Raw genomic sequence first — 20,483 nt, 5'->3', positions numbered from 1 at the left:
GCAGGCTGCGATCTTTTGATTTTGTTTTTCAAGATCAAAAGATCGCAGCCTGCGGCAGCTCCTACAGGGGATCGCATGCACCATAAAAACAATAAAAATGCTGATTCAGAGGCTGACTGTCATGGCCGTACCTGCCACCGCGCTATCCCACGACGCCATCATCCAGGACTCCTGGTCCCGCTGCCGCGCGTTCGGCCTCGATCACCAGAGCACCCCGGCGTTCGACCAGCTGCCGGCTGAAGGCATCGCGCAGTTGCTGGAGAGCCAGCATTCGTTGGTGCAGACCACCCATCAGGAAGTGCTGCCGTATTACGAAAACATCCTCAGCAACTCCAACTGCCTGATCATGCTCGCCGACAATCAGGGCCAGGTGCTGACGTCCTGGGGCACCCAACGGTTTATCCAGCCGAGCCTGACCCGTGGCTTCAGCGCGGGCGCCAGCTGGATGGAGCGCTGCAGCGGGACCAACGCGATCGGTACCGCCCTGGCCTGCGAGCAGGCGGTGCACATCGAGCACGATGAGCACTTCCTCAAGGCCAACCGCTTCATGACCGGTTCCGCCGCGCCGATTTTCGATGCCGAGCGCAAGGTCATCGCCGTGCTGGATGTATCCAGCGACAGCTACCTGCCGCCCTCCCATACCCTGGGCATGGTCAAGATGATGAGCCAGACCGTGGAAAACCGGCTGATCCTCAACCTGTTCCACGGCCAGCATTTTCAACTGACTTTCAACACCGGCCTGAACAACCTCGACAGCCAGTGGGCCGGCTTGCTGATTTTCGATGAGAGCGGCCAGGTGCTGTCCGCCAACCGCCGCGCCGACAACCTGCTTGGCGTGCGCCTGTCGCGGGTCAGTGTCGAGAGCCTGTTCAAGGTCTCGCTGCTGGAGCTGCTGAACCAACCCGAAGGCCTGCCCTTCTCGCTCCAGGCCTCCGGACGCAATCGTTTCCAATGCTTGCTCAAACGTCCGACACAGGTGCCGATCCAGGCCAGAGTGTTCGTTGAACCTGCCGTACAAGCACCGGCAGCAATCAGCCTCAATACTTTGCATTTTGGCGACAGCCGTGTAGAAAAAGCCGTACGCCAGGCCGAGCGCTTGCTGGAAAAAGACATTCCGTTGTTGATTCATGGCGAAACCGGGGTCGGCAAGGAAGTGTTCGTCAAAGCCCTGCACCAGGCCAGCTCGCGCAGCAAACAGGCGTTCATCGCCGTGAACTGCGCCGCGATCCCCGCAGAACTGGTGGAGTCAGAACTGTTCGGCTATGAAAAAGGCGCGTTCACCGGGGCCAACCAGAAAGGCAGTATCGGCCTGATTCGCAAGGCCGACAAAGGCACGCTGTTCCTCGATGAAATCGGCGACATGCCGCTGCCGACCCAGGCCCGTTTGCTTCGTGTGTTGCAGGAGCGATGCGTGCAGCCGGTGGGCAGCAGTGAGTTATTCCCGGTGGACATCCGCATCATTTCCGCGACCAACCGTTCTTTGCGTGAGCAGGTGCAACTGGGGCGTTTTCGCGAGGATTTGTACTACCGAATCGGCGGCCTGACCCTGGAACTGCCGCCGTTGAGAGAGCGCAGTGACAAGGAGGCGCTGTTCAAACGCTTGTGGGAACAGCACCGCGAGCCTTCGCAATGGGCGGGATTGAGCCGCGAAGTGCTGGAATTGTTCAGCCGTCATCCGTGGCCGGGGAATCTAAGGCAGGTCAGCAGCGTAATGCAGGTGGCGCTGGCCATGGCCGAGGAACAACAGGTGCGGCCGGAGCATTTGCCGGATGATTTTTTTGTCGATCTGGAGATGGAGCCGGTGGAGACGGCGGAGCCATTGGCGGTGGATCTTGATGATGCCGAGGCGTTGAATCGGCAGTTGCAGGCGGTGGGGGGGAATATTTCGCATTTGGCCCGGCGGTTGGGGGTTAGTCGCAATACCCTTTACAAGCGGTTGCGCCAGGCTGAGTGATGAGTTGGTCGGACGGGCCTCTTCGCTGGCAAGCCAGCTCCTACAGTGTCCGTGGTGTACGAAATGTTGGCGAACGACGCGACCCTGTAGGAGCTGGCTTGCCAGCGAAGGCGCCAGATCAAACACCACTGGAACCCGCCAATCTGCCCAAAAACAAAAACCCGCACAAGGCGGGTTTTGTCTGTAACGCAAGCAGCAATCAGTCAGCCAAACGCCAGGTCGTCCCGCCCTTGCCGTCTTCCAGCACCACGCCCATGGCGGTGAGCTGGTCGCGGATGCGGTCGGATTCGGCCCAGTCCTTGCCGGCACGTGCCGCCAGGCGCGCAGCGATCAGCGCTTCGACTTCAGCCGCATCCACACGCCCTTCGGCGCCGGCTTGCAGGAAGTCATCGGCTTCGAGCTGCAATACGCCCAACACGCTGGCCAGTTCTTTCAATCGGGCAGCCAGGCCGGCCGCTGCGTTGAGATCGCTCTCGCGCAGGCGGTTGATCTCGCGGACCATCTCGAACAGCACCGCGCAGGCTTCCGGCGTGCCGAAGTCGTCGTTCATCACCTGGGTGAATCGCTCGACGAAGGCTTCTCCACCAGCAGGAGCAACAGTCGGCAGGCCTTTCAACGCGTGGTAGAAACGCTCCAGGGCGCCCTTGGCGTCCTTGAGGTTGTCTTCCGAATAGTTGATGGCGCTGCGGTAGTGGCTCGACACCAGCAGGTAACGCACGACTTCCGGGTGGTACTTGTCGAGCACATCGCGAATGGTGAAGAAGTTGTTCAAGGACTTGGACATCTTCTCGCCATTGATGCGAATCATGCCGCAATGCATCCACGCGTTGGCGTAGGTCTTGCCAGTGGCCGCTTCGCTCTGGGCGATTTCGTTTTCGTGGTGCGGGAACTCCAGGTCGCTGCCGCCGCCATGGATGTCGAAGGTCTCGCCCAGGCAGCAGGTGGACATCACCGAGCACTCGATGTGCCAGCCCGGACGCCCGGCGCCCCATGGCGATTCCCAGCTTGGCTCGCCCGGCTTGGCGGCTTTCCACAGCACGAAGTCCAGCGGGTCCTGCTTGGACTCGTCGACTTCGATGCGCGCGCCGATGCGCAGGTCTTCGATTTTCTTGCGCGACAGCTTGCCGTAGCCCATGAACTTGCCGACGCGGTAGTACACGTCGCCATTGCCCGGGGCGTAGGCGTAGCCCTTGTCGATCAGGGTCTGGATCATCGCGTGCATGCCAGGGATGTGGTCCGTGGCGCGCGGCTCCATGTCCGGCTTCTTGATGTTCAGGCGCGCTTCGTCTTCGTGCATCGCCGCGATCATGCGCTCGGTCAAGGCTTCGAACGACTCGCCGTTCTCATTGGCCCGGTTGATGATCTTGTCGTCGATGTCGGTGATGTTGCGCACGTAGGTCAGGTCGTAACCACTGAAGCGCAACCAGCGGGTCACCAGGTCGAACGCGACCATGCTGCGACCGTGCCCCAGGTGGCAGTAGTCGTACACGGTCATGCCGCACACGTACATGCGCACCTTGTTGCCATCGAGCGGCTTGAAGACTTCTTTGCTCTTGGTGAGCGTGTTGTAGATCGTAAGCACGTTATTTCCTTGAATCACTGGCCCCAGGAGTCACGCAGGGTCACGGTACGGTTGAACACCGGAGCGCCCGGTTTCGAGTCCTTGATATCCGCGACGAAGTAACCTTCGCGCTCGAACTGGAAACGGTCTTCCGGCTGTGCATTGCCCAGCGAGGGTTCAGCACGACAACCGGTGAGTACCTGCAGCGAGTCAGGGTTGATGTTGTCCAGGAAACTGGCGCTGTCTTCGGCCTTCTCAGGGTTGGCCGAACGGAAGAGACGATCGTACAGGCGCACTTCGCACTCGACGCTGGCAGCGGCCGGCACCCAGTGCACCACGCCCTTGACCTTGCGGCCTTCAGGGTTCTTGCCCAGGGTGTCCGGATCGTAGGAGCAACGCAGTTCGACGATGTTGCCATCGGCGTCCTTGATCGCTTCGTCGGCGCGGATCACGTAGCTGCCGCGCAGGCGCACTTCGCCGTTCGGTTCCAGGCGCTTGTAGCCCTTTGGCGGCTCTTCCATGAAGTCTTCACGGTCGATGTAGATTTCCCGGGCGAACGGCAGGACGCGCACGCCCATGTCTTCTTTCGGGTGGCATGGCAGTTCGAGGTTCTCGACCTGGCTTTCCGGATAGTTGGTGATCACGACTTTCAGCGGACGCAGCACGCACATGGCGCGCGGGGCGCTGTGGTCGAGGTCGTCACGGATGCTGAATTCGAGCATGCCGAAGTCGACCACGCCGTCGGAACGGTTGGTGCCGATCATTTCGCAGAAGTTGCGGATCGACTTCGGCGTGTAGCCACGGCGGCGGAAGCCCGACAGCGTGGACATGCGCGGGTCGTCCCAACCGTTGACGTGCTTTTCATCGACCAGCTGCTTGAGCTTGCGCTTGCTGGTGATGGTGTAGTTCAGGTTCAGGCGGCTGAACTCGTACTGGCGCGGGTTGGCCGGTACTGGCAGGTTGTCGAGGAACCACTCGTACAGCGGACGGTGGCTTTCGAATTCCAGGGTGCAGATCGAGTGGGTGATGCCTTCGATGGCGTCCGACTGACCATGGGTGAAGTCGTAGTTCGGGTAGATGCACCACTTGTCACCGGTCTGGTGGTGATGCGCGTGACGGATGCGATACATGATCGGGTCACGCAGGTTCATGTTCGGCGAGGCCATGTCGATCTTGGCCCGCAGCACACGTGCACCGTCCGGGAACTCACCGGCGCGCATGCGGGCGAACCAGTCGAGGTTCTCTTCAACCGAACGATCGCGGAACGGGCTGTTCTTGCCCGGCTCGGTCAGGCTGCCGCGGTATTCCTTGGCTTGTTCAGGGGTCAGGTCGTCGACATAGGCCTTGCCGGACTTGATCAACTCCACCGCCCAGTCGTGCAACTGGTCGAAATACTGCGAGGCGTAGCGCACTTCACCGGACCATTCGAAGCCCAGCCACTTGACGTCGCTTTCGATCGCGTCGATGTATTCCTGGTCTTCCTTGGCCGGGTTGGTGTCGTCGAAACGCAGGTGCGTGACGCCGCCGAACTCCTGGGCCAGGCCGAAGTTCACGCAGATCGACTTGGCATGGCCGATGTGCAGGTAGCCGTTGGGCTCAGGCGGAAAACGGGTGACGATCTGCGTGTGCTTGCCCGAGTCCAGGTCTGCCTGGATGATCGGCCGCAGGAAGTTGACCGGCACGGCAGGGCCGGTCTTGGCATTCGAGGTAGGGTCGACAGTGGGCTTGCTCATAGGATCCTTGAACGTACTGGTGCGTGGCCGTAATGAAGGCCGGACAAAACAAAGCCGCTATCATAGCCGATGCCGTCAAGTACCTGACAGAGCGCACCCTGTAAACCGTCGTATTTAATAGGCCGTAAATGAAAAAACAGCCTCGAAATTCGCGCCTGTCACGCTAAACTGCGCACCTTGGCCGAGACTGGCTGAACCGGTTGCGGGACCTAATGTCCCAACACCACGAATTCCTCTTGATGAGTAACGATCATGACCCAAGTCAAACTGACTACCAACTTCGGCGACATCGTCCTCGAACTGAACGCCGACAAAGCCCCGATCACCGTGGCCAACTTCGTCGAGTACGTTAAAGCCGGTCACTACGAAAACACCGTTTTCCACCGTGTCATCGGTAACTTCATGATCCAGGGCGGCGGTTTCGAGCCAGGCATGAAAGAAAAGAAAGACAAGCGCCCAAGCATCCAGAACGAAGCCGACAACGGTCTTTCCAACGACAAGTACACCGTCGCCATGGCCCGCACCATGGAGCCGCATTCGGCTTCCGCGCAGTTCTTCATCAACGTGGCTGACAACAGCTTCCTCAACCACAGCGGCAAGAACGTGCAAGGCTGGGGCTACGCGGTATTCGGCAAAGTGACCGCAGGCCAGGACGTTGTCGACAAGATCAAAGGCGTGGCCACCACTTCCAAGTCCGGCCACCAGGACGTACCGGCAGACGACGTGATCATCGAGAAAGCCGAGATCATTGAGTGATACTGCTGATTTCAGACTTGCATCTGGAAGAGGAGCGCCCGGACATTACCCGGGCGTTTCTGGATTTGCTCGCCGGACGCGCCCGTTCGGCGAGTGCTCTCTACATTCTGGGCGACTTTTTCGAGGCGTGGATTGGCGACGATGCCATGACGCCGTTCCAGCGTTCCATCTGCCAGGCCCTGCGCGAGTTGAGCGACAGCGGCACGGCGATTTTTCTGATGCACGGCAACCGCGACTTCATGCTGGGCAAGGCGTTCTGCAAACAGGCCGGCTGCACCCTGCTCAAGGATCCGAGTGTCGTGCAGTTCAATGGCGAACCCGTGCTGTTGATGCACGGCGACAGCCTCTGCACCCGCGACGAAGCCTACATGAAGCTGCGTCGCTACCTGCGCAACCCGATCACCCTGTTTATCCTGCGGCACCTGCCGCTGCGTACCCGCCATAAGCTGGCGCGCAAGCTGCGTAGCGAAAGCCGCGCGCAGACGCGGATGAAGGCCAATGACATCGTCGATGTCACGCCCCTGGAGATTCCGCGGATCATGCAGCAATACGGCGTGAAAACCCTGATCCACGGCCATACCCACCGCCCCGCCATCCACAAGCTGCAGCTTGGCGAACAGGCGGCCCGGCGCATTGTGTTGGGGGATTGGGACAAGCAGGGTTGGGCGTTGCAGGTGGATGAGCAAGGGTTTGCGTTGGCGCCGTTTGATTTCGTAACACCGTAAAGATCAAAAGATCGCAGCCTTCGGCAGCTCCTACAGGTGTACACATAACCCTGTAGGAGCTGCCGAAGGCTGCGATCTTTTAGCAGTCAATGTCCTGCAGAAGCAGGCCCCGCCTTCGCCGCAAACGGCGGTTTCGCCAGCCAGACGATCACGATCAACCCCATGAACGCCCACCCCAGCAACGTGAAGTAATCCACGGTGGAGAGCATGTACGCCTGGCTGGTCAGCACATGATCGAGCTGCGCGTACGCCTGGCTGCTCGCCCCACCCAATGAATGCAGGGCCTCGCGGGTTGCGGGCTCATAGGTGCTGATGCTCTCGCTCATGTATGCATGGTGCTGGTCGGCCCGGCGGATCCAGATCCACGTGGTCAACGACGCCGCGAAGCTGCCGCCCAGGGTCCGCAGGAAGGTCGCAAGGCCCGCGCCATCGGCGATCTGGTTCGGCGGCAAGTCCGACATCAGGATGCTCAGGGTGGGCATGAAGAACAACGCCACGCCAATCCCCATGAACAACTGCACCAGGGCAATGTGCTGGTAGTCCACTTCGTTGGTAAACCCGGCGCGCATGAAACAGCTCAAGCCGATGGCCAGGAACGCAACGCCCGCCAACAAGCGCAGGTCGAACTTGTGCGCGTACTTGCCGACAAACGGCGACATCAAGACCGGCAGGATCCCGATCGGCGCCACCGCCAGGCCGGCCCAGGTGGCCGTATAGCCCATCTGGGTTTGCAGCCATTGCGGCAGGATCAGGTTGATCCCGAAGAACCCGGCGTAGCCCAACACCAGCACCAGTGTGCCGATGCGGAAGTTGCGGTAGGCGAACAGCCGCAGGTTGACCACCGGGTGGCGGTCGGTCATTTCCCAGATCACGAACACCGCCAGGGCAATCAGCGAAATGGCCGCGCCAATGAGGATGAAGTTCGATTCGAACCAGTCGAGGTCGTTACCCTTGTCGAGGATGATCTGCAACGCCCCGACGCCGATGACCAGGCTGATCAAGCCGACGTAATCCATCGGCTGATAACTGGTCACCACCGGCCGCGCCTTGAGCTGCGAACGCACGACCATGACCGCGAAGATGCCGATCGGCACGTTAATGAAGAAGATCCACGGCCAGCTGTAGCTGTCGGTGATCCAGCCGCCGAGGATCGGGCCTGCAATCGGCGCGACCACCGTGACCATCGCCAGCAACGCCAGGGCCATGCCGCGCCTGGCCGGTGGATAGACGGCGATCAGCAGCGTCTGGGTCATCGGGTACAACGGCCCGGCCACCAGGCCTTGCAGCACCCGGAAGCCGATCAGCTCCGGCATCGAGGTGGAAATACCGCAGAGAAACGAGGCCAGCACAAACAGCACGGTCGCCCACAGGAACAGCTTCACCTCACCGAACCGCCGGCTGAGCCAGCCGGTCAGCGGCAACGCGATGGCGTTGCTCACCGCAAAGGAGGTGATGACCCAGGTGCCCTGCTCCGAACTGACACCCAGGCTGCCGGAAATCGTCGGCAGCGCCACGTTGGCGATGGTGGTGTCGAGCACCTGCATGAAGGTCGCCAGCGACAGGCCGATGGTGCTCAGCACGAGGCTTGGGGGCGTGAAAGACGCGTTATTGCTCATCGCGAATCCTTTGAAACCTGTTGGGCGCTGCGCCTTTTACAGACGCAGCTGACCTTTGTGGGAGCGAGCCTGCTCGCGATGGAGTGTCAGTCGACGGTGATGTAGCTGAACCACCATCGCGAGCAAGCTCGCTCCTACAGGGGGGGCGGTGTGATGGCGAATCAGCGATGCACGGTCTTGCTGACCGCAGCGCTGTTGTCGTGGATCAACTGGGTGATCATGGCGTCGGCCTCGGTCAACTGGCGGTCATAGATGCCGGTGCTGAACGACGCCTTTTGCGGCGGCTGTTGCGCCAGCACCGGGCCGCTCTGGTCCCGCAGGTTCACATCGACCAGGGTCGACAGGCCAACGCGCAACGGATGCTCGGCCAGCTGCTGGGCGTTGATATGAATGCGCACCGGTACCCGCTGCACGATCTTGATCCAGTTGCCGGTGGCGTTCTGCGCCGGCAGCAAGGCAAAGGCGCTACCCGTGCCGGCACCGAGGCTGTCGACGGTGCCGCTGTATTTCACGCTGCTGCCATAGAGATCGGCTTCGATGTCCACCGGTTGGCCGATACGCATGTCACGCAGCTGGGTTTCCTTGAAGTTGGCGTCGATCCACAGTTGATCCAGCGGGATCACCGCCATCAGCGCCTCGCCCGGTTGCACCCGTTGCCCAAGCTGCACGCTACGCTTGGCCACATAGCCGGTGACCGGCGCGATCAGGGTGCTGCGGGCGTTGTTCAGGTAGGCCTGGCGCAATTGCGCCGCAGCGGCCATCACGTCCGGGTGCGAGGAAACCACGGTGTCATCCACCAGCGCGCTGGAAGTCTTGAGCTTCTGTTGCGCATTGGCCAGGGCGTTCTGTGCCGAGGTCAGGTCGTCACGGGCGTGGGACAGTTCCTCCTGGGAAATCGCCCCGCCGACCGCGAGATTTTTCCGCCGGTTGAAGTTGTCCTGGGCTTTTTGCACTTCGGCCTGTTGCGCGTTGACCTGGGCTTTCATGCCGTCGACGTCGCTGTACAGGCCGCGAACCTGACGCACGGTGCGGGCCAGGTTGGCCTGGGCACTTTGCAGGCCGACTTCGGCGTCATTCGGGTCGAAGTTCACCAGCACCTGGCCTTCGTGGACCAGATCGCCATCGTCGGCGCCGATGCTGACGACCGTACCGGTTACCAACGGGGTGATTTCCACCACGTTGCCGTTCACATAGGCGTCGTCGGTGCTTTCGCTCCAGCGCCCGTAGAACTCGTGGTAAGCCCAGACGCCCGCGCCGCCCAATACGACCACCGCGGCCAGGACCAGCAGCATGAACTTGCGCTTGCCCGAATCGGGATTGGCAGGTTGGGTTTCAGGGGTTGAAGTTGTATCGGCAGTGGCCATGACAAATACCTTGAATTAGTGGGTCAGCGTGGCTGGCGCGGCGTTGGCCGAGGCAATGGCCTCAGGCTGGAAACCGCCACCCAGCGCCTGTATCAGCTGGATCGACAGGTCGATCTGCTCGGCATTCAGGTTGGCCAGCTGACGCTGGGCCTGAAGCAACTGCTGCTCGATGCTGAGCACGTCCAGGTAGTTACCGATGCCGGAACCGTAGCGCTGGACCACGGTGTTGTAGGAATCCTGGGCGATGTCGGTGGCGTGCTGCTGGGCAGCGATCTGCCGACCGATATCACGCAACTGGTTGATGCTGTCGCTGACGTCGCCCAGCGCCCTGACCAGGCTTTTGTTGTACTGCGCCACCGCCAGGTCGTAGTCGGCGTCGCGGGAATCGAGGTCGGCGCGCAGGCGGCCACCGTCGAAAATCGGCACGGAAATCGTTGGTGCGACATTGAAGAAGCGGCTGGCCGAACCAAACATCGCATCCCCCAACAGGGATTCGGCACCGGCCGCGGCGCTGAGGTTCAAGTTCGGATAAAACTGCGTCTTGCCGGCGTCGATATTCTTGCTCGCCGCCTCTACCCGCCAGCGCGCGGCCACCAGGTCCGGACGCCGTCCGAGCAGTTCGGCCGGCAGTACCGACGGCAAGGCCACGGCACCGGGCTTGAGAATGTTCGGCCGGGCGATTTCATTGCCGCGATCCGGGCCTTTGCCCAGCAGTACGGCTAGCGCTATCTTGGCGCTTTGCAGGCGTTTTTCGGCGTCGATCAGATTGGCCTGGGAGGTGGCTTCCAGGCTTTCGGTCTGCTGGAACTGATACTGGCTGTCGATCCCGGAGCTCAGGCGACGCTGGCTCAGGTCGAGCATTTGCCGGGTGCGCTTGAGGTCTTCGGCGGACAGGTCATGGACGATGTGCGCCTGGCCCAAATCGCTGTAGGCGCGGGCCACGTCGGCGGACAGGGTCAACTGCGCGGCCTGCTGATCGACTTCGGCGGCACGGGCCTGGCCCAGCGCGGCTTCCCAGGCATCACGCTGACCGCCCCAGAGGTCGAAGTTGTAATTGAAGGTGGCGCTGACGTTGCGCACGGTGGCGTAGTTGTCGCCCTGCCCCAGCGGGTCCTGGTCTCGGGCCAGACGCGAACGGCTGACGCCGGCGCTGGCATCCAGGGTCGGCATCCGCGCGGCGTCGGCGGCGTAGGCCGCGGCGCTGGCCTGGTGGGCGCGGGCGTCGGCGATCTGCATGTCGGGGCTGTCGCGCAGGGCTTCGCGGATCAGGCCGTCGAGCTGCGGATCGCCGAGACTGGTCCACCAGTTGCTTTTCGGCCAGGCCGCTGGCGACAGCGTCACGCCGCTGAGGGATTGCCCCGCCTTGAGGTTTTTCGCGTCGAGGCTGACGCCTTCGGTGGTCAGGCCACTGTAGCTGGCACAACCGGCCAGGCTCATGGCCAACAGCACCAGGCTCAGGCCGGTGCGCAAGGTTTTACTGTTCATTGGTCACCTACCCGCAGCAGGGTGATCGAGTCACCGGCCGCTATCAGGATTTTCTTGAGGATCGACTCCAGGGTTTTCAGTTCTTCCGGCGTGATGGCGCCGGCCAGTTCATTCATGGCCTGGGCGCCGATGTGCGGCAGACGATCAGCCAGTTTCTGGCCTTCGTCGGTCAGCACCAGCTGAACCTGACGACGGTCTGCTTCAGAGCGTTGGCGGGCGAGGAAACCTTTCTGTTCCAGACGATCGAGCATGCGGGTCATCGAACCGCTGTCCAGGGACAGGTGCCGGCACAGCTCGCCAGGCGAATCGACGCCGTACTGGGCGATGATGATCAACACCTTGAACTGCGCGGCGGTGATGCCGTGGGGTTCCATGTGCGTGTCGATGATGCGGTCCTTGAGCAGCGCGGCGCGCCCCAGCAGCAGGCCGAGGTGGCAATTATGGAAATCGTCTGGCGTGAAATGTTTCATCTGAACACCAATTAGCTGCCTAGGCAGTGAATGTATGTCGAGATATTACTGCCTAGGCAGTCAATGTCAACGTAATAGTTAGGTTGCTTTGTAATTAGTTGACCAATGGCGTAGGGTATTGCGCCATATAAAGGGACGTCGTCGCCCTGAAACCCGCTGGAAGCAAAACTACCTATCTGGTTAAACTACGCCGCCGCGGCTCCCGGAGCCCGCCTGAAGATCACGGGGACATCACAGTGGCCGTTAGACCGCCCAAGCATTCGCGACTCACACCGCGCTGGCCATCGTTGCGCCGCCTGTTCGACAAGGGATCAGCCGGGGCTGACCGTCACTGCGCGAATGCCCGGGTCATTCACGACTACTTCCACCACAAGGCCGGTTCCCAGGGCTACACCCTCAACCACAGCCAGCAACGGGTGATCGACTGCATGGCGCAGCACGCCTCGACGCTGTTGGGCACCTCGGGCAAGGCGCTGCCCGGGCTTTACCTGCATGGCGCCGTCGGGCGTGGCAAGAGCTGGCTGCTCGACGGCTTTTTCCAGGCGATCCCCCTCGCCCAGAAGCAGCGACTGCACTTCCACGGTTTTTTCGCCCGCCTGCACCAGGGCATGTTCAGCCATCGCGAGCAACCGGATGCGCTGGCGACCACGCTGGATGAGTTGCTGAGCGATTGCCGGGTGCTGTGTTTCGACGAGTTTCACGTCCACGACATCGGCGATGCGATGCTGATCACGCGGCTGTTCAAGGCGCTGTTCCAGCGCGGGATCCTGCTGCTGGTCACCTCCAACTACCCGCCGGAAGGCCTGCTGCCCAACCCGCTTTACCATGCGCGCTTCAAACCGGTGATCGACCTGATCAATGCGCGCATGCAGGTCATGGAAGTCGGCGGGCCGCACGACTATCGCAGTCAGGCCAGAACCCATGCGCATCAACTGTTCACCCAGGGCCGATACGTCTGGCCCGCGACGCTGGCGCAACGCCAGGCAGCGAACCTGCCAGCGCCGAACGGGCCGGCCATTGCCCTGCCGGTCGGCGCTCGCCATCTCTCGGCCCGCTACTGCGAAGGACGTACCGTCGGCTTCACCTTCGGCGACCTGTGCGATCACCCAACAGCGGTCATGGATTATCTGGAACTGTGCCGGCGCTTCGATCACTGGATCATCGACGACCTGCCCGACCTCGCCGACTGCACGATTGCCGCGCAGCAGCGTTTCATCAATCTGGTCGACGTGTTGTATGACCAGGACAAGCACCTGACTTTGCTGGGCCAACGTTCCCTGCGCGAAAGTTTGGGTGGTGACGCGATTGACCTGGCGCGTACGCGTAGCCGGTTGGGGCAGTTGGTGGAGGTGCGGGAGGGGGTTTGACTGGGGGAAACACACATCTGTAGGAGCCGGCTTGCTGGCGATGCGATGGTGGCCGTTATGCCGCCTTCGCTGGTCAGCCAGCTCCTACAGGTGATCGGGTTAGCTGCGAGAGATGTTTAGCCGGCCAGGCCGACAAACATATCCTGCACGTCGTCATGGTTATCGAGGCCTTCAAGGAAAGCTTCGACTTCAGCCATCTGCTCATCGCTCAAGCCGCTGACCGGGTTCTTCGGCTGGTAGCCCAGCTTGGCCGACAACACGGTGAAACCTTGCTCAGGCAGGGCTTTTTGCACGGCGTCCAGGTCCGTAGGTTCGGTCAGGAACAGCGTCGCGCCGTCTTCGCCCGGCTCGAAATCCTGGGCACCGGCTTCGATGGCGGCCATCTCCGGATCGGCGTCCGGGGTGTCCGGCGAGGCTTCGATCATGCCCACGTGGTTGAAGTCCCAGGCCACCGAACCGGAAGCGCCCAGTTGGCCCTTGCGGAAGGCCACGCGGATTTCAGCGACGGTACGGTTGATGTTGTCCGTCACGCACTCGACGATCAGCGGCACCTGGTGCGGCGCGAAGCCTTCATAGGTCACGCGATGGTATTGCACGGTCTCGCCCAACAGACCCGCACCCTTCTTGATGGCACGATCCAGTGTTTCCTTGGGCATCGAAGCTTTCTTGGCCTGTTCGACCACCAGACGCAGGTGTGCGTTGGTGGCGGTATCGGCACCGTTGCGCGCAGCAATGGTGATTTCCTTCACCAGTTTGCCGAAGATCTTGCCCTTGGCGTTGGCTGCCGCTTCTTTGTGTTTAACCTTCCACTGTGCGCCCATTACTCACTCTCTTGTCTATGGCGCCGAAACATCTATTGGCCGACGCATGCCGCCAAGTTTATACGGCCTAAAGTTGGCAATCGACCAAAAAATCTCATCCACGGATCGACATTTTTACCGATGGTTGTAGGGCGATTCTGAAATTTCGCTTAGCCATGTCCACAAGGCCTGCAGGTTTCGTACCCTCGCAGTCCCTACTCCATGGTAGAAGCGCGATCGATGCACAACGACAAGGAAAGTCCCTTCACCCTGACACTCCTCGACGACCACCTCAGTTTGCAAGTGGTGCAGTTCAGCGGTCGCGAGGCCCTCAACCAACCCTATCGATTCGATATCGAAGTGATCGGCCTGGCACCGGCCCTCAACCTTGAACGGCTGCTGCAACAACCGGCGCTGCTCGACCTTGGGCAAGGCCAGGGCATTCATGGCGTGCTGCATAGCGCCAGCTGCGAACATCGAGGACGTGGCCGGATAGGCTATAAACTGGTGCTGGTGCCGACCCTTCAAGCGCTGGACCGAATCCGATCGCGGCGGGTCTTCCAGCGTCTCAGCGTGCCCATGATCCTGGGCCAGCTGCTGGAGGAGCATGGCTTGTGCGCAGACAGCTATCGCCTGGACCTGGCAGACGGGCACTATCCCCTGCGGCCGTTTTGCATTCAGTACGAGGAAACCGACCTGGCCTTGCTGCAGCGCCTGTGCGAGGAAGAAGGCATTCACTACCACTTCGAACATTCCGCTCAGAGCCATGTGCTGGTGTTGGCCGACGACAACATGAGCTTTCCCCAGGAGCCGCTGCTGATGCCGTTCCAGGGTGATGACAGTGCTCAACCGGCGATCAGCGAGCTGTATCAGCGCCACGCTGCACAAGCCGTTTTCCCACGAACGAATGCGAAAAATCGCGGTGCTTCGCAGGTCGGTGAAGGCGCAGCCAATCACGCTTTCACCCACACGAGCGCGCCCCGCTCCACTCAGGAGCAACGTCATCACGATCAACTCGACCGCCGCGATCTGCAGCGCATGCGTTGCCAGCAGTTGCAGCTTCACGGCCAAAGCAATCAGCCCCTGTTACGCAGCGCCTGCATCGTGCAAGTGGCAGATCACCCCGTGCCGGGGTTCAACGATCAATGGCTGGTCTGCGAGGCGCGACACCAGGGACAGCAGGGTTCGATCCTGGCTGAGGACAGCAGGCCCCGGCGCTATCACAATCAGTTCACGGCCATCCCCTGGTCGACGGTATTTCGTCCCCCTCTGGACCAGGCCAGGCCGCGCATCCCCGGCTTTCAGCCTGCACGGGTCTGTGGTCCGGCCGGACAGCACGCGGCACAGGATGATCAAGGTCGTTTGCAGGTAAGTTTGTGGCCCGACACGGATGTCGATCCCGCAGAGGGCCTCTGGCTACCTGCCGCACTGACAGTGTCCCAAGCCCCAACGGAACCGATCCAGCTGCCCATGGCCGGCAGCGATGGCTGGGTCAGTTTCCTCGACAGCGACCCCGACCGTCCGGTGTTCTGCGCCAGCACCGGACAGCGCCGCAGCCCGCCAGCGGTGCGCGCCGACACCCGCCACAGTGACACCCGCCTGCTGCTCGACTGGCTGATCAATCGTCCGGACGACTGAGCCTCAGCCCTTGTCCGCCTTGCCGGCCGCGGCGGCGAATTTCGCCAGGCGCACGTCCAGGTGCCGTGGCCGACGCCCGTGGTCCTCGGCGCGCTCCTTGCGGCGGATGGCGTTGCGCACCATCAACGAGCCGAGATAACGAATCGGTTCCGGCGGGAAAAAGCCCAGCGGTCCGCTTACCAGCGGCGAGCGGGTCCAGGGGTTGTCCAGGCCCTGGACCATCGAAGCGAGGATCTGCCCGCCCATGTGGCAGGGCCCGACCCCGCTGCCCGAATAACCAAAGCCGTAGAACACGTTGCCACTGGCGCTCATCTGCCCGAAGAACGGCAGCCCGGTCACCGAGCGGTCCGAGGGACCGTTCCAGGTCGCTTCGACCTTGACCTCGGCAAAGGCCGGGAAAAAATCCGCCAGGCTGTGCCGCAACAGGCCGGCATAGGGCGACGGTTGATCGAACACCGGCAGCATGCGCCCACCATAGGCGAAGGTGTTGCCGCCCTTGCCGAGCATGATCCGGCCGTCCGGGGTGTTGTGGTAGTAGTGCACGAAAATCCGCGAATCGAGCACCGTGACGCCGCTGGTCAAACCGATTTCGCTGAGCAGGTCGGGCCGCGGCTCGGTGATCAGCATGTCACTGGAAACGATCGCCACGCTGCGTTCGAACTGCGGGAAGGCCCGGGCCATCCAGGCGTTCATCGCCAGCACCACCCGGTCGGCGCGAATGGTCCCGTGCGGGGTCTGGATCCCTGCCGGCTTGCCCTCCTCCAACCCGGTCATGGCGGTGTTTTCGTGAATCCTCACGCCCAGTTGCAAGGCGACCCGGCGCAAGCCACGCACCAGCTTGCCCGGCTGCACACTGGCGGCCGCCGGGGAAAACCAGCCTTCCAGGTGCTTGGCCGAACCGGCCATGCGCTGCACATCGGCCACGGGGCGCTGGGTGAACGAGTTGATGCCGTGGCGTTCCAGCGCCGCAATCACCGCGTCGGTCGAGCCGCATTGCGCGCGATTGGTGGCGGTATAGAGGGTGCCGTCAAGACGATAATCGGCATCCACTCCATACTGCTCGCAGAAGGCGCCGATGGCATGGATGCTGCGTTCGGACTCCTTGACCAGCCGCACCGCCTCGTCAACGCCGAACAGTCGCTCGAGGGTGAAGTACTTTGCCGACCACGACAGCGCACATCCACCGTTGCGCCCACTGGCACCGGCGCCGCAGATGTCCGCTTCGATCAGCACGATGTCCAGTTCCGGGTCCTGTTCCTTGAGCATGATCGCGGTCCACAAGCCGGTATAACCGCCGCCGACGATGCACACGTCCGCGCGGCTGTCGCCTTGCAGTGGCGGACAGGTTTCCGATGCATCCGCCTTCAAGGCCTGGTCCAGCCAAAAGGGTCTCATGGGTCAATCTCCAGTCAATTGTCCACACGCCAGCCTGCCGCAAGCGCAGCAGGCGACGCGGGAGAGGATTCAGGTACGCAGGGGTTTGATGGTCATCGCCCGGTTGGGCACGTAGGCAAAGTGAGTCCCCAGGCCCCCGGGGCGGCTGTTCCAGTGTGGGACCAGCACCAGCGCCGAGAACAGCGCGCAGCCAGCGAAGACAATGAACACGGTGACGGTATCGAAGTAGCCTGGCAGCAATCCGCCGAGAATCGCCCCCACCGAGCCGCATCCATTGACGAACCCGGCGGCCGTGGCGCCAGCCTTGGCGGTGCCGAAATCGATGGCGGCCGCGCCGCTGATCATCGAGTCAGGTCCGTAGAGCGTCAGGCCCATGACGAACAACAGCGCCACCACCAGCATCACGCTGCCGGTTTGCAGGGCGCCCATGAAGAAGGCGAGCGAGACGGTCAGCGCCAACAGGCTGATGACGCAGGCCGGCATGCGCCGGGCGCCAAACAGCTTGTCCGAGGCCAGGCCAATCATGATCGGCCCGAGCAACCCGGCCAGTTCGAACGCGGTCGGAATGATCGCCGCGCCGACCTTGCCCACCGAGGGCATCTGTTCGAACACGATCACCGGGCCCCAGAGCAGAATCGCGTAGCGCGCCGGTTTCAACATGAAGTACGCCAGGCCAAGGATCAGCACGGTGCGGTTGCGCAGGATTTCCTTCAGCGGCTCCAGCACGCTGATCTTGCTTTGGGCATAAGCCTCTTCAGCGCTCAGTTCGGGCTCCGGCTCCACGGCCGGCAAGCCCACATCTTCAGGTTTGTTGCGTTGGAAAATAAAAAACAGCACGGCGACCAGCCCAACCACCGCCGCACTGGAAATGAACGCTGCGTGCCAGGAGCCGATCAGCGTGTAGGCCCACCATCCGGCGAATGGCGATGCCACCAGTCCGCCAAAGGCGTAGCAGGAACTCCATAGACCCAGCACCCGCCCGCGCTGCTCGGAAGGAAAGAAACTGCCGAGGTTCTTGCACAGCCCCGACCAACCGGTGGACTGGGCCAGGCCTTGAATCAGCATGCAGGTGGCGAAGATCGGCAAGGTGGCGAAACTGCCCATCACCAGCGCGGCCGCTGCCGATATCAGCAAACCGCCAAGGACCACCACCCGCGGCCCGAAGCGGTCGGCCAGGATGCCCCAGGTGAATTGGCCGATGGCGTAGGCGGTCAGGTAAATCGCGTCGAGGTTGGCCATGGCCATCTTGTCGAGCATGAACGTCGGGTCTTCGCCGATGCCGAGCTTGGCAACGGAAAACGCTTTGCGGGTGAAGTAGAAAGCGGCGTAGGCGAGCCAGGTGATCGCGAAGATCTGCACGCGCCAACGCTTGATGGTGCCGATGTGCTTGTTCATTGTGGTTCTGACCTCAGGGTGTGAGTGTGCCGGCAGAATTGGAAGAAAACGCCTGTGTTTTTATTGTTGAGCACTGCGAAATCACCTTGTCCCTGTGGGCGATTCCGGTCAGATGAGTCCTGTTGTTGCACGCACAGGCTCATGGCACCCGCGCTGTTCGACTGAGCAGTCACCGGGGCTGAGGTCGATCAAAACAATTACTGATTAATAAGTGAAATCGATTTATCGTATTTCCAAAATAAGCTCAGCTTGTTACTGGAGATTCCCATGTCGGTTTCCCACGCCCAGCTCAAAGCCTTCCATGCCGTGGCCGTGCATGGAAGCTTCACTAAAGCCGCCGAGCGTTTGTTTCTCACCCAGCCGGCGATTTCCGACCAGGTGCGCAAACTCGAAGAACGCTACGGCGTGTTGCTGTTCCACCGCAACAAACGCTCGGTACGCCTCACCGACCTGGGCGAGCGTTTGCTGAGCGTCACCCAGAAATTGTTCGTGATCGAAGCCGAGGCCCAGGAGCTGTTGCAGGATTCCCAGGCGTTGCAGACCGGCAGCCTGATCCTGGCGGTGGATGCGCCGGTGCATGTGCTGCCACAGATCGCCCGGTTCTGCGAGCGCTACCCCGGTATCAGCGTGAAGATCGAAACCGGCAACACCGATGAATCGCTGTTCCGCCTGTTCAACTATCAGGCCGACCTGGCATTGCTCGGCCGCGAGGTGAGTGACGAGCGATTGATCTCGCTGCCGCTGCGCAATGACCCGATGGTGGCGTTCGTGTCGCGCAATCATCCGTGGGCGGATCGCGAGTCCATCACCCTCGCCGACCTCGACGATACGCCGCTGGTGCTGCGGGAAATCGGTTCGGTGACCCGCCAGACCCTGGAAGAAGAAATGGCCGGCGCGGGGTTTCGCATTCGCCCTGCGATTCAGGTCGAAGGTCGGGAAGCTGCGCGGGAGGCGGTGGTGGTGGGGATTGGTGTGGGCGTGGTGTCGGCGGCGGAGTTCGGTGCGGATTCGCGGGTGTGCGCGTTGCCGATTATCGATTGCAAACGGCGATTGACCGAGACGCTGGTGTGCTTGCGCGAGCAGAGTTCGCGGCGGGTGGTGGCGACGTTTTTGCAGATGGTTCGCGAGAGTCTTGTGTAGGCAGGTCTGGCCCTATCGCCAGCAGGCTGGCTCCCACAGGGATTTATGCTATTCACCCATCTTGTGTACGACGCAATACTCTGTGGGAGCCAGCCTGCTGGCGATGCAGGCAACGCGGTCTAACTGGCAGGCGCCAAGCCGAAAAACGCCTGAATCAAGCGCAAATCCCGCCGCCGCTCCATGCACCCCATCATGTGCCGATTGACCAACCCCTCGCCAATGATCGGCACCGCCGCCACCCGCGGGTCATGGCTGACTTCCACCGACGACACCACCCCCACCCCCAATTCGGCAGCGACCGCCTCGGTCACCGCTTCCCGGCTGTCCAGCTCCAGCAACACCCGCGGATTGACCTGTGCCTGGAGGCAGGCTTCATCGAAGGTGCGTCGGGTGATCGAACTCGGCTCACGCAGCACCATGATCACCTGGTCCAGTTCCTTGAGCGGCACGCCTTGAGTGCGCCGCGCCCAGGGATGACCTTCGGGCACCAGGGCGCAGATCCGCGATTCGCTCAGGGCTTGCAAATGCAGGCCCTTGCGCGGCTCGACTTCGGTCAATACCGCCACGTCGGCATGCTCGGACAACAGCGCCGCCAGGGTTTCCTGGGCATTGCCCAGGCGCAGGTTGACGGTGATCCCCGGATAACGCGCGCGCAGGCTCGCGAGCATCGGCATGACCATGTGCGGGCCGTCCGCCGCCACTTCCAGGCGCCCGGTGAGCAACTGCCGGTTGGCCTCCAGCATCGCTTGCGCCTCCTCGGCCAGGCCGAACATCGCCCGGGTGATCGCCGCCAGCTTGGTGCCCTCCTCCGTCAACTCCACCCGTCGTGCGGTGCGGCGCAGCAGGGTGATCTGGTAGTGCTCCTCAAGCGCCTTGATGTGCCCGGTGACCGCCGGCTGGCTGATGAACAGCCGCGCGGCGGCGCGGGTAAAGCTGCCCTCCCGGGCCACGGCATCGAACGCGCGGAGCTGAAACAGGTTCATGAATAACTCTCACTGATGGCTGGCATAACAACAAACAATTTGATTGATAACTCGGCAAATTGCAATTTAAGCCCCGTAGCTTCATCCCATCGATTGCGAGG

16 protein-coding genes are annotated in these 20,483 nt (G+C 61.8%); 6 read left to right on the top strand and 10 right to left on the bottom strand.

Annotated features, from left to right (window positions below):
- Window positions 1-121 precede the first annotated feature (121 nt).
- Window positions 122-1,954 (top strand): sigma-54-dependent Fis family transcriptional regulator, encoded by a 1,833-nt coding sequence (locus SOP95_RS26695; RefSeq protein WP_323608870.1) that lies wholly within the window; start codon window positions 122-124, stop codon window positions 1,952-1,954.
- A 199-nt stretch (window positions 1,955-2,153) separates the two neighbouring features.
- Here SOP95_RS26695 and cysS read toward each other — a convergent pair whose 3' ends face one another.
- Together cysS and SOP95_RS26685 are read right to left on the bottom strand one after the other, a co-directional pair.
- Window positions 2,154-3,536: a cysteine--tRNA ligase gene (cysS, locus tag SOP95_RS26690; RefSeq protein ID WP_077185927.1), complete on the bottom strand. Its 1,383-nt coding sequence runs from the start codon at window positions 3,534-3,536 to the stop codon at window positions 2,154-2,156.
- 14 nt (window positions 3,537-3,550) lie between these two features.
- Window positions 3,551-5,248: a glutamine--tRNA ligase/YqeY domain fusion protein gene (locus SOP95_RS26685; RefSeq protein WP_323608868.1), complete on the bottom strand. Its 1,698-nt coding sequence runs from the start codon at window positions 5,246-5,248 to the stop codon at window positions 3,551-3,553.
- A 252-nt stretch (window positions 5,249-5,500) separates the two neighbouring features.
- Between SOP95_RS26685 and SOP95_RS26680 the strand changes: the two genes are divergently transcribed.
- Together SOP95_RS26680 and lpxH are read left to right on the top strand one after the other, a co-directional pair.
- A complete protein-coding gene (locus SOP95_RS26680) occupies window positions 5,501-6,004 on the top strand; it encodes a peptidylprolyl isomerase (RefSeq protein ID WP_323608867.1) in 504 nt (167 codons plus the stop codon).
- Window positions 6,001-6,729 carry a UDP-2,3-diacylglucosamine diphosphatase gene (gene lpxH, locus SOP95_RS26675; RefSeq protein WP_323608866.1) on the top strand — a complete coding sequence of 243 codons (729 nt, stop codon included), beginning with the start codon at window positions 6,001-6,003 and terminating at the stop codon, window positions 6,727-6,729. Before SOP95_RS26680 ends, lpxH begins: the two co-directional genes overlap by 4 nt.
- An 86-nt stretch (window positions 6,730-6,815) precedes the next feature.
- Here the strand turns inward: lpxH and SOP95_RS26670 are convergent, their stop codons facing one another.
- The 4 genes from SOP95_RS26670 to SOP95_RS26655 form a co-directional block, all read right to left on the bottom strand.
- Window positions 6,816-8,345: a DHA2 family efflux MFS transporter permease subunit gene (locus SOP95_RS26670; RefSeq protein ID WP_274074742.1), complete on the bottom strand. Its 1,530-nt coding sequence runs from the start codon at window positions 8,343-8,345 to the stop codon at window positions 6,816-6,818.
- A 161-nt stretch (window positions 8,346-8,506) separates the two neighbouring features.
- Window positions 8,507-9,709: an HlyD family secretion protein gene (locus SOP95_RS26665; RefSeq protein WP_274074741.1), complete on the bottom strand. Its 1,203-nt coding sequence runs from the start codon at window positions 9,707-9,709 to the stop codon at window positions 8,507-8,509.
- Between the two features lie 15 nt (window positions 9,710-9,724).
- On the bottom strand, window positions 9,725-11,194 hold the full coding sequence (locus SOP95_RS26660; RefSeq protein ID WP_323608865.1) for an efflux transporter outer membrane subunit: 1,470 nt from the start codon (window positions 11,192-11,194) through the stop codon (window positions 9,725-9,727).
- Window positions 11,191-11,664, bottom strand: coding sequence for a MarR family winged helix-turn-helix transcriptional regulator (locus SOP95_RS26655; protein WP_323608863.1), 474 nt, complete (start codon window positions 11,662-11,664; stop codon window positions 11,191-11,193). The genes SOP95_RS26660 and SOP95_RS26655 overlap by 4 nt, the downstream gene beginning before the upstream one ends.
- A gap of 236 nt (window positions 11,665-11,900) precedes the next feature.
- On the opposite strand from SOP95_RS26655, the gene zapE reads away from it, so the two are divergent.
- Entirely contained in the window at window positions 11,901-13,031 is a 1,131-nt protein-coding gene (gene zapE / locus SOP95_RS26650; protein WP_323608862.1) for a cell division protein ZapE, read from the top strand.
- Between the two features lie 116 nt (window positions 13,032-13,147).
- On the opposite strand, the gene SOP95_RS26645 is transcribed toward zapE, so the two are convergent.
- A complete protein-coding gene (locus SOP95_RS26645) occupies window positions 13,148-13,852 on the bottom strand; it encodes a YebC/PmpR family DNA-binding transcriptional regulator (RefSeq protein WP_008063883.1) in 705 nt (234 codons plus the stop codon).
- A gap of 219 nt (window positions 13,853-14,071) precedes the next feature.
- Between SOP95_RS26645 and SOP95_RS26640 the strand changes: the two genes are divergently transcribed.
- Complete coding sequence (locus SOP95_RS26640; protein WP_323608861.1) at window positions 14,072-15,469, top strand: type VI secretion system Vgr family protein; 1,398 nt, start codon at window positions 14,072-14,074, stop codon at window positions 15,467-15,469.
- A gap of 3 nt (window positions 15,470-15,472) precedes the next feature.
- On the opposite strand, the gene SOP95_RS26635 is transcribed toward SOP95_RS26640, so the two are convergent.
- Window positions 15,473-16,864: an FAD-dependent oxidoreductase gene (locus tag SOP95_RS26635; protein ID WP_274074737.1), complete on the bottom strand. Its 1,392-nt coding sequence runs from the start codon at window positions 16,862-16,864 to the stop codon at window positions 15,473-15,475.
- Between the two features lie 69 nt (window positions 16,865-16,933).
- A complete protein-coding gene (locus SOP95_RS26630) occupies window positions 16,934-18,259 on the bottom strand; it encodes an MFS transporter (RefSeq protein ID WP_323608860.1) in 1,326 nt (441 codons plus the stop codon).
- A gap of 267 nt (window positions 18,260-18,526) precedes the next feature.
- On the opposite strand from SOP95_RS26630, the gene SOP95_RS26625 reads away from it, so the two are divergent.
- Window positions 18,527-19,399 carry a LysR family transcriptional regulator gene (locus tag SOP95_RS26625; RefSeq protein WP_274074735.1) on the top strand — a complete coding sequence of 291 codons (873 nt, stop codon included), beginning with the start codon at window positions 18,527-18,529 and terminating at the stop codon, window positions 19,397-19,399.
- Window positions 19,400-19,518: 119 nt separating this feature from the next.
- Here SOP95_RS26625 and SOP95_RS26620 read toward each other — a convergent pair whose 3' ends face one another.
- Complete coding sequence (locus tag SOP95_RS26620; RefSeq protein ID WP_274074734.1) at window positions 19,519-20,382, bottom strand: LysR substrate-binding domain-containing protein; 864 nt, start codon at window positions 20,380-20,382, stop codon at window positions 19,519-19,521.
- Between the last annotated feature and the right edge of the window lie 101 nt (window positions 20,383-20,483).

Origin of the sequence: Pseudomonas sp. YuFO8, from assembly GCF_035065025.1 — a bacterium.
Taxonomy (GTDB): Bacteria; Pseudomonadota; Gammaproteobacteria; order Pseudomonadales; family Pseudomonadaceae; genus Aquipseudomonas; species Aquipseudomonas putida_AE.
This window is presented reverse-complemented; position numbering and strand designations above follow the sequence as displayed.

Excerpts from the sequence above, each read along its gene's own strand:
- SOP95_RS26695 (WP_323608870.1), top strand. The coding sequence starts at position 122 with ATGGCCGTACCTGCCACCGCGCTATCCCACGACGCCATCATCCAGGAC.
- SOP95_RS26685 (WP_323608868.1), bottom strand. The coding sequence starts at position 5,248 with ATGAGCAAGCCCACTGTCGACCCTACCTCGAATGCCAAGACCGGCCCT.
- SOP95_RS26680 (WP_323608867.1), top strand. The coding sequence starts at position 5,501 with ATGACCCAAGTCAAACTGACTACCAACTTCGGCGACATCGTCCTCGAA.
- SOP95_RS26670 (WP_274074742.1), bottom strand. The coding sequence starts at position 8,345 with ATGAGCAATAACGCGTCTTTCACGCCCCCAAGCCTCGTGCTGAGCACC.
- SOP95_RS26665 (WP_274074741.1), bottom strand. The coding sequence starts at position 9,709 with ATGGCCACTGCCGATACAACTTCAACCCCTGAAACCCAACCTGCCAAT.
- SOP95_RS26660 (WP_323608865.1), bottom strand. The coding sequence starts at position 11,194 with ATGAACAGTAAAACCTTGCGCACCGGCCTGAGCCTGGTGCTGTTGGCC.
- SOP95_RS26655 (WP_323608863.1), bottom strand. The coding sequence starts at position 11,664 with ATGAAACATTTCACGCCAGACGATTTCCATAATTGCCACCTCGGCCTG.
- SOP95_RS26645 (WP_008063883.1), bottom strand. The coding sequence starts at position 13,852 with ATGGGCGCACAGTGGAAGGTTAAACACAAAGAAGCGGCAGCCAACGCC.
- SOP95_RS26640 (WP_323608861.1), top strand. The coding sequence starts at position 14,072 with ATGCACAACGACAAGGAAAGTCCCTTCACCCTGACACTCCTCGACGAC.
- SOP95_RS26635 (WP_274074737.1), bottom strand. The coding sequence starts at position 16,864 with ATGAGACCCTTTTGGCTGGACCAGGCCTTGAAGGCGGATGCATCGGAA.
- SOP95_RS26630 (WP_323608860.1), bottom strand. The coding sequence starts at position 18,259 with ATGAACAAGCACATCGGCACCATCAAGCGTTGGCGCGTGCAGATCTTC.
- SOP95_RS26625 (WP_274074735.1), top strand. The coding sequence starts at position 18,527 with ATGTCGGTTTCCCACGCCCAGCTCAAAGCCTTCCATGCCGTGGCCGTG.
- SOP95_RS26620 (WP_274074734.1), bottom strand. The coding sequence starts at position 20,382 with ATGAACCTGTTTCAGCTCCGCGCGTTCGATGCCGTGGCCCGGGAGGGC.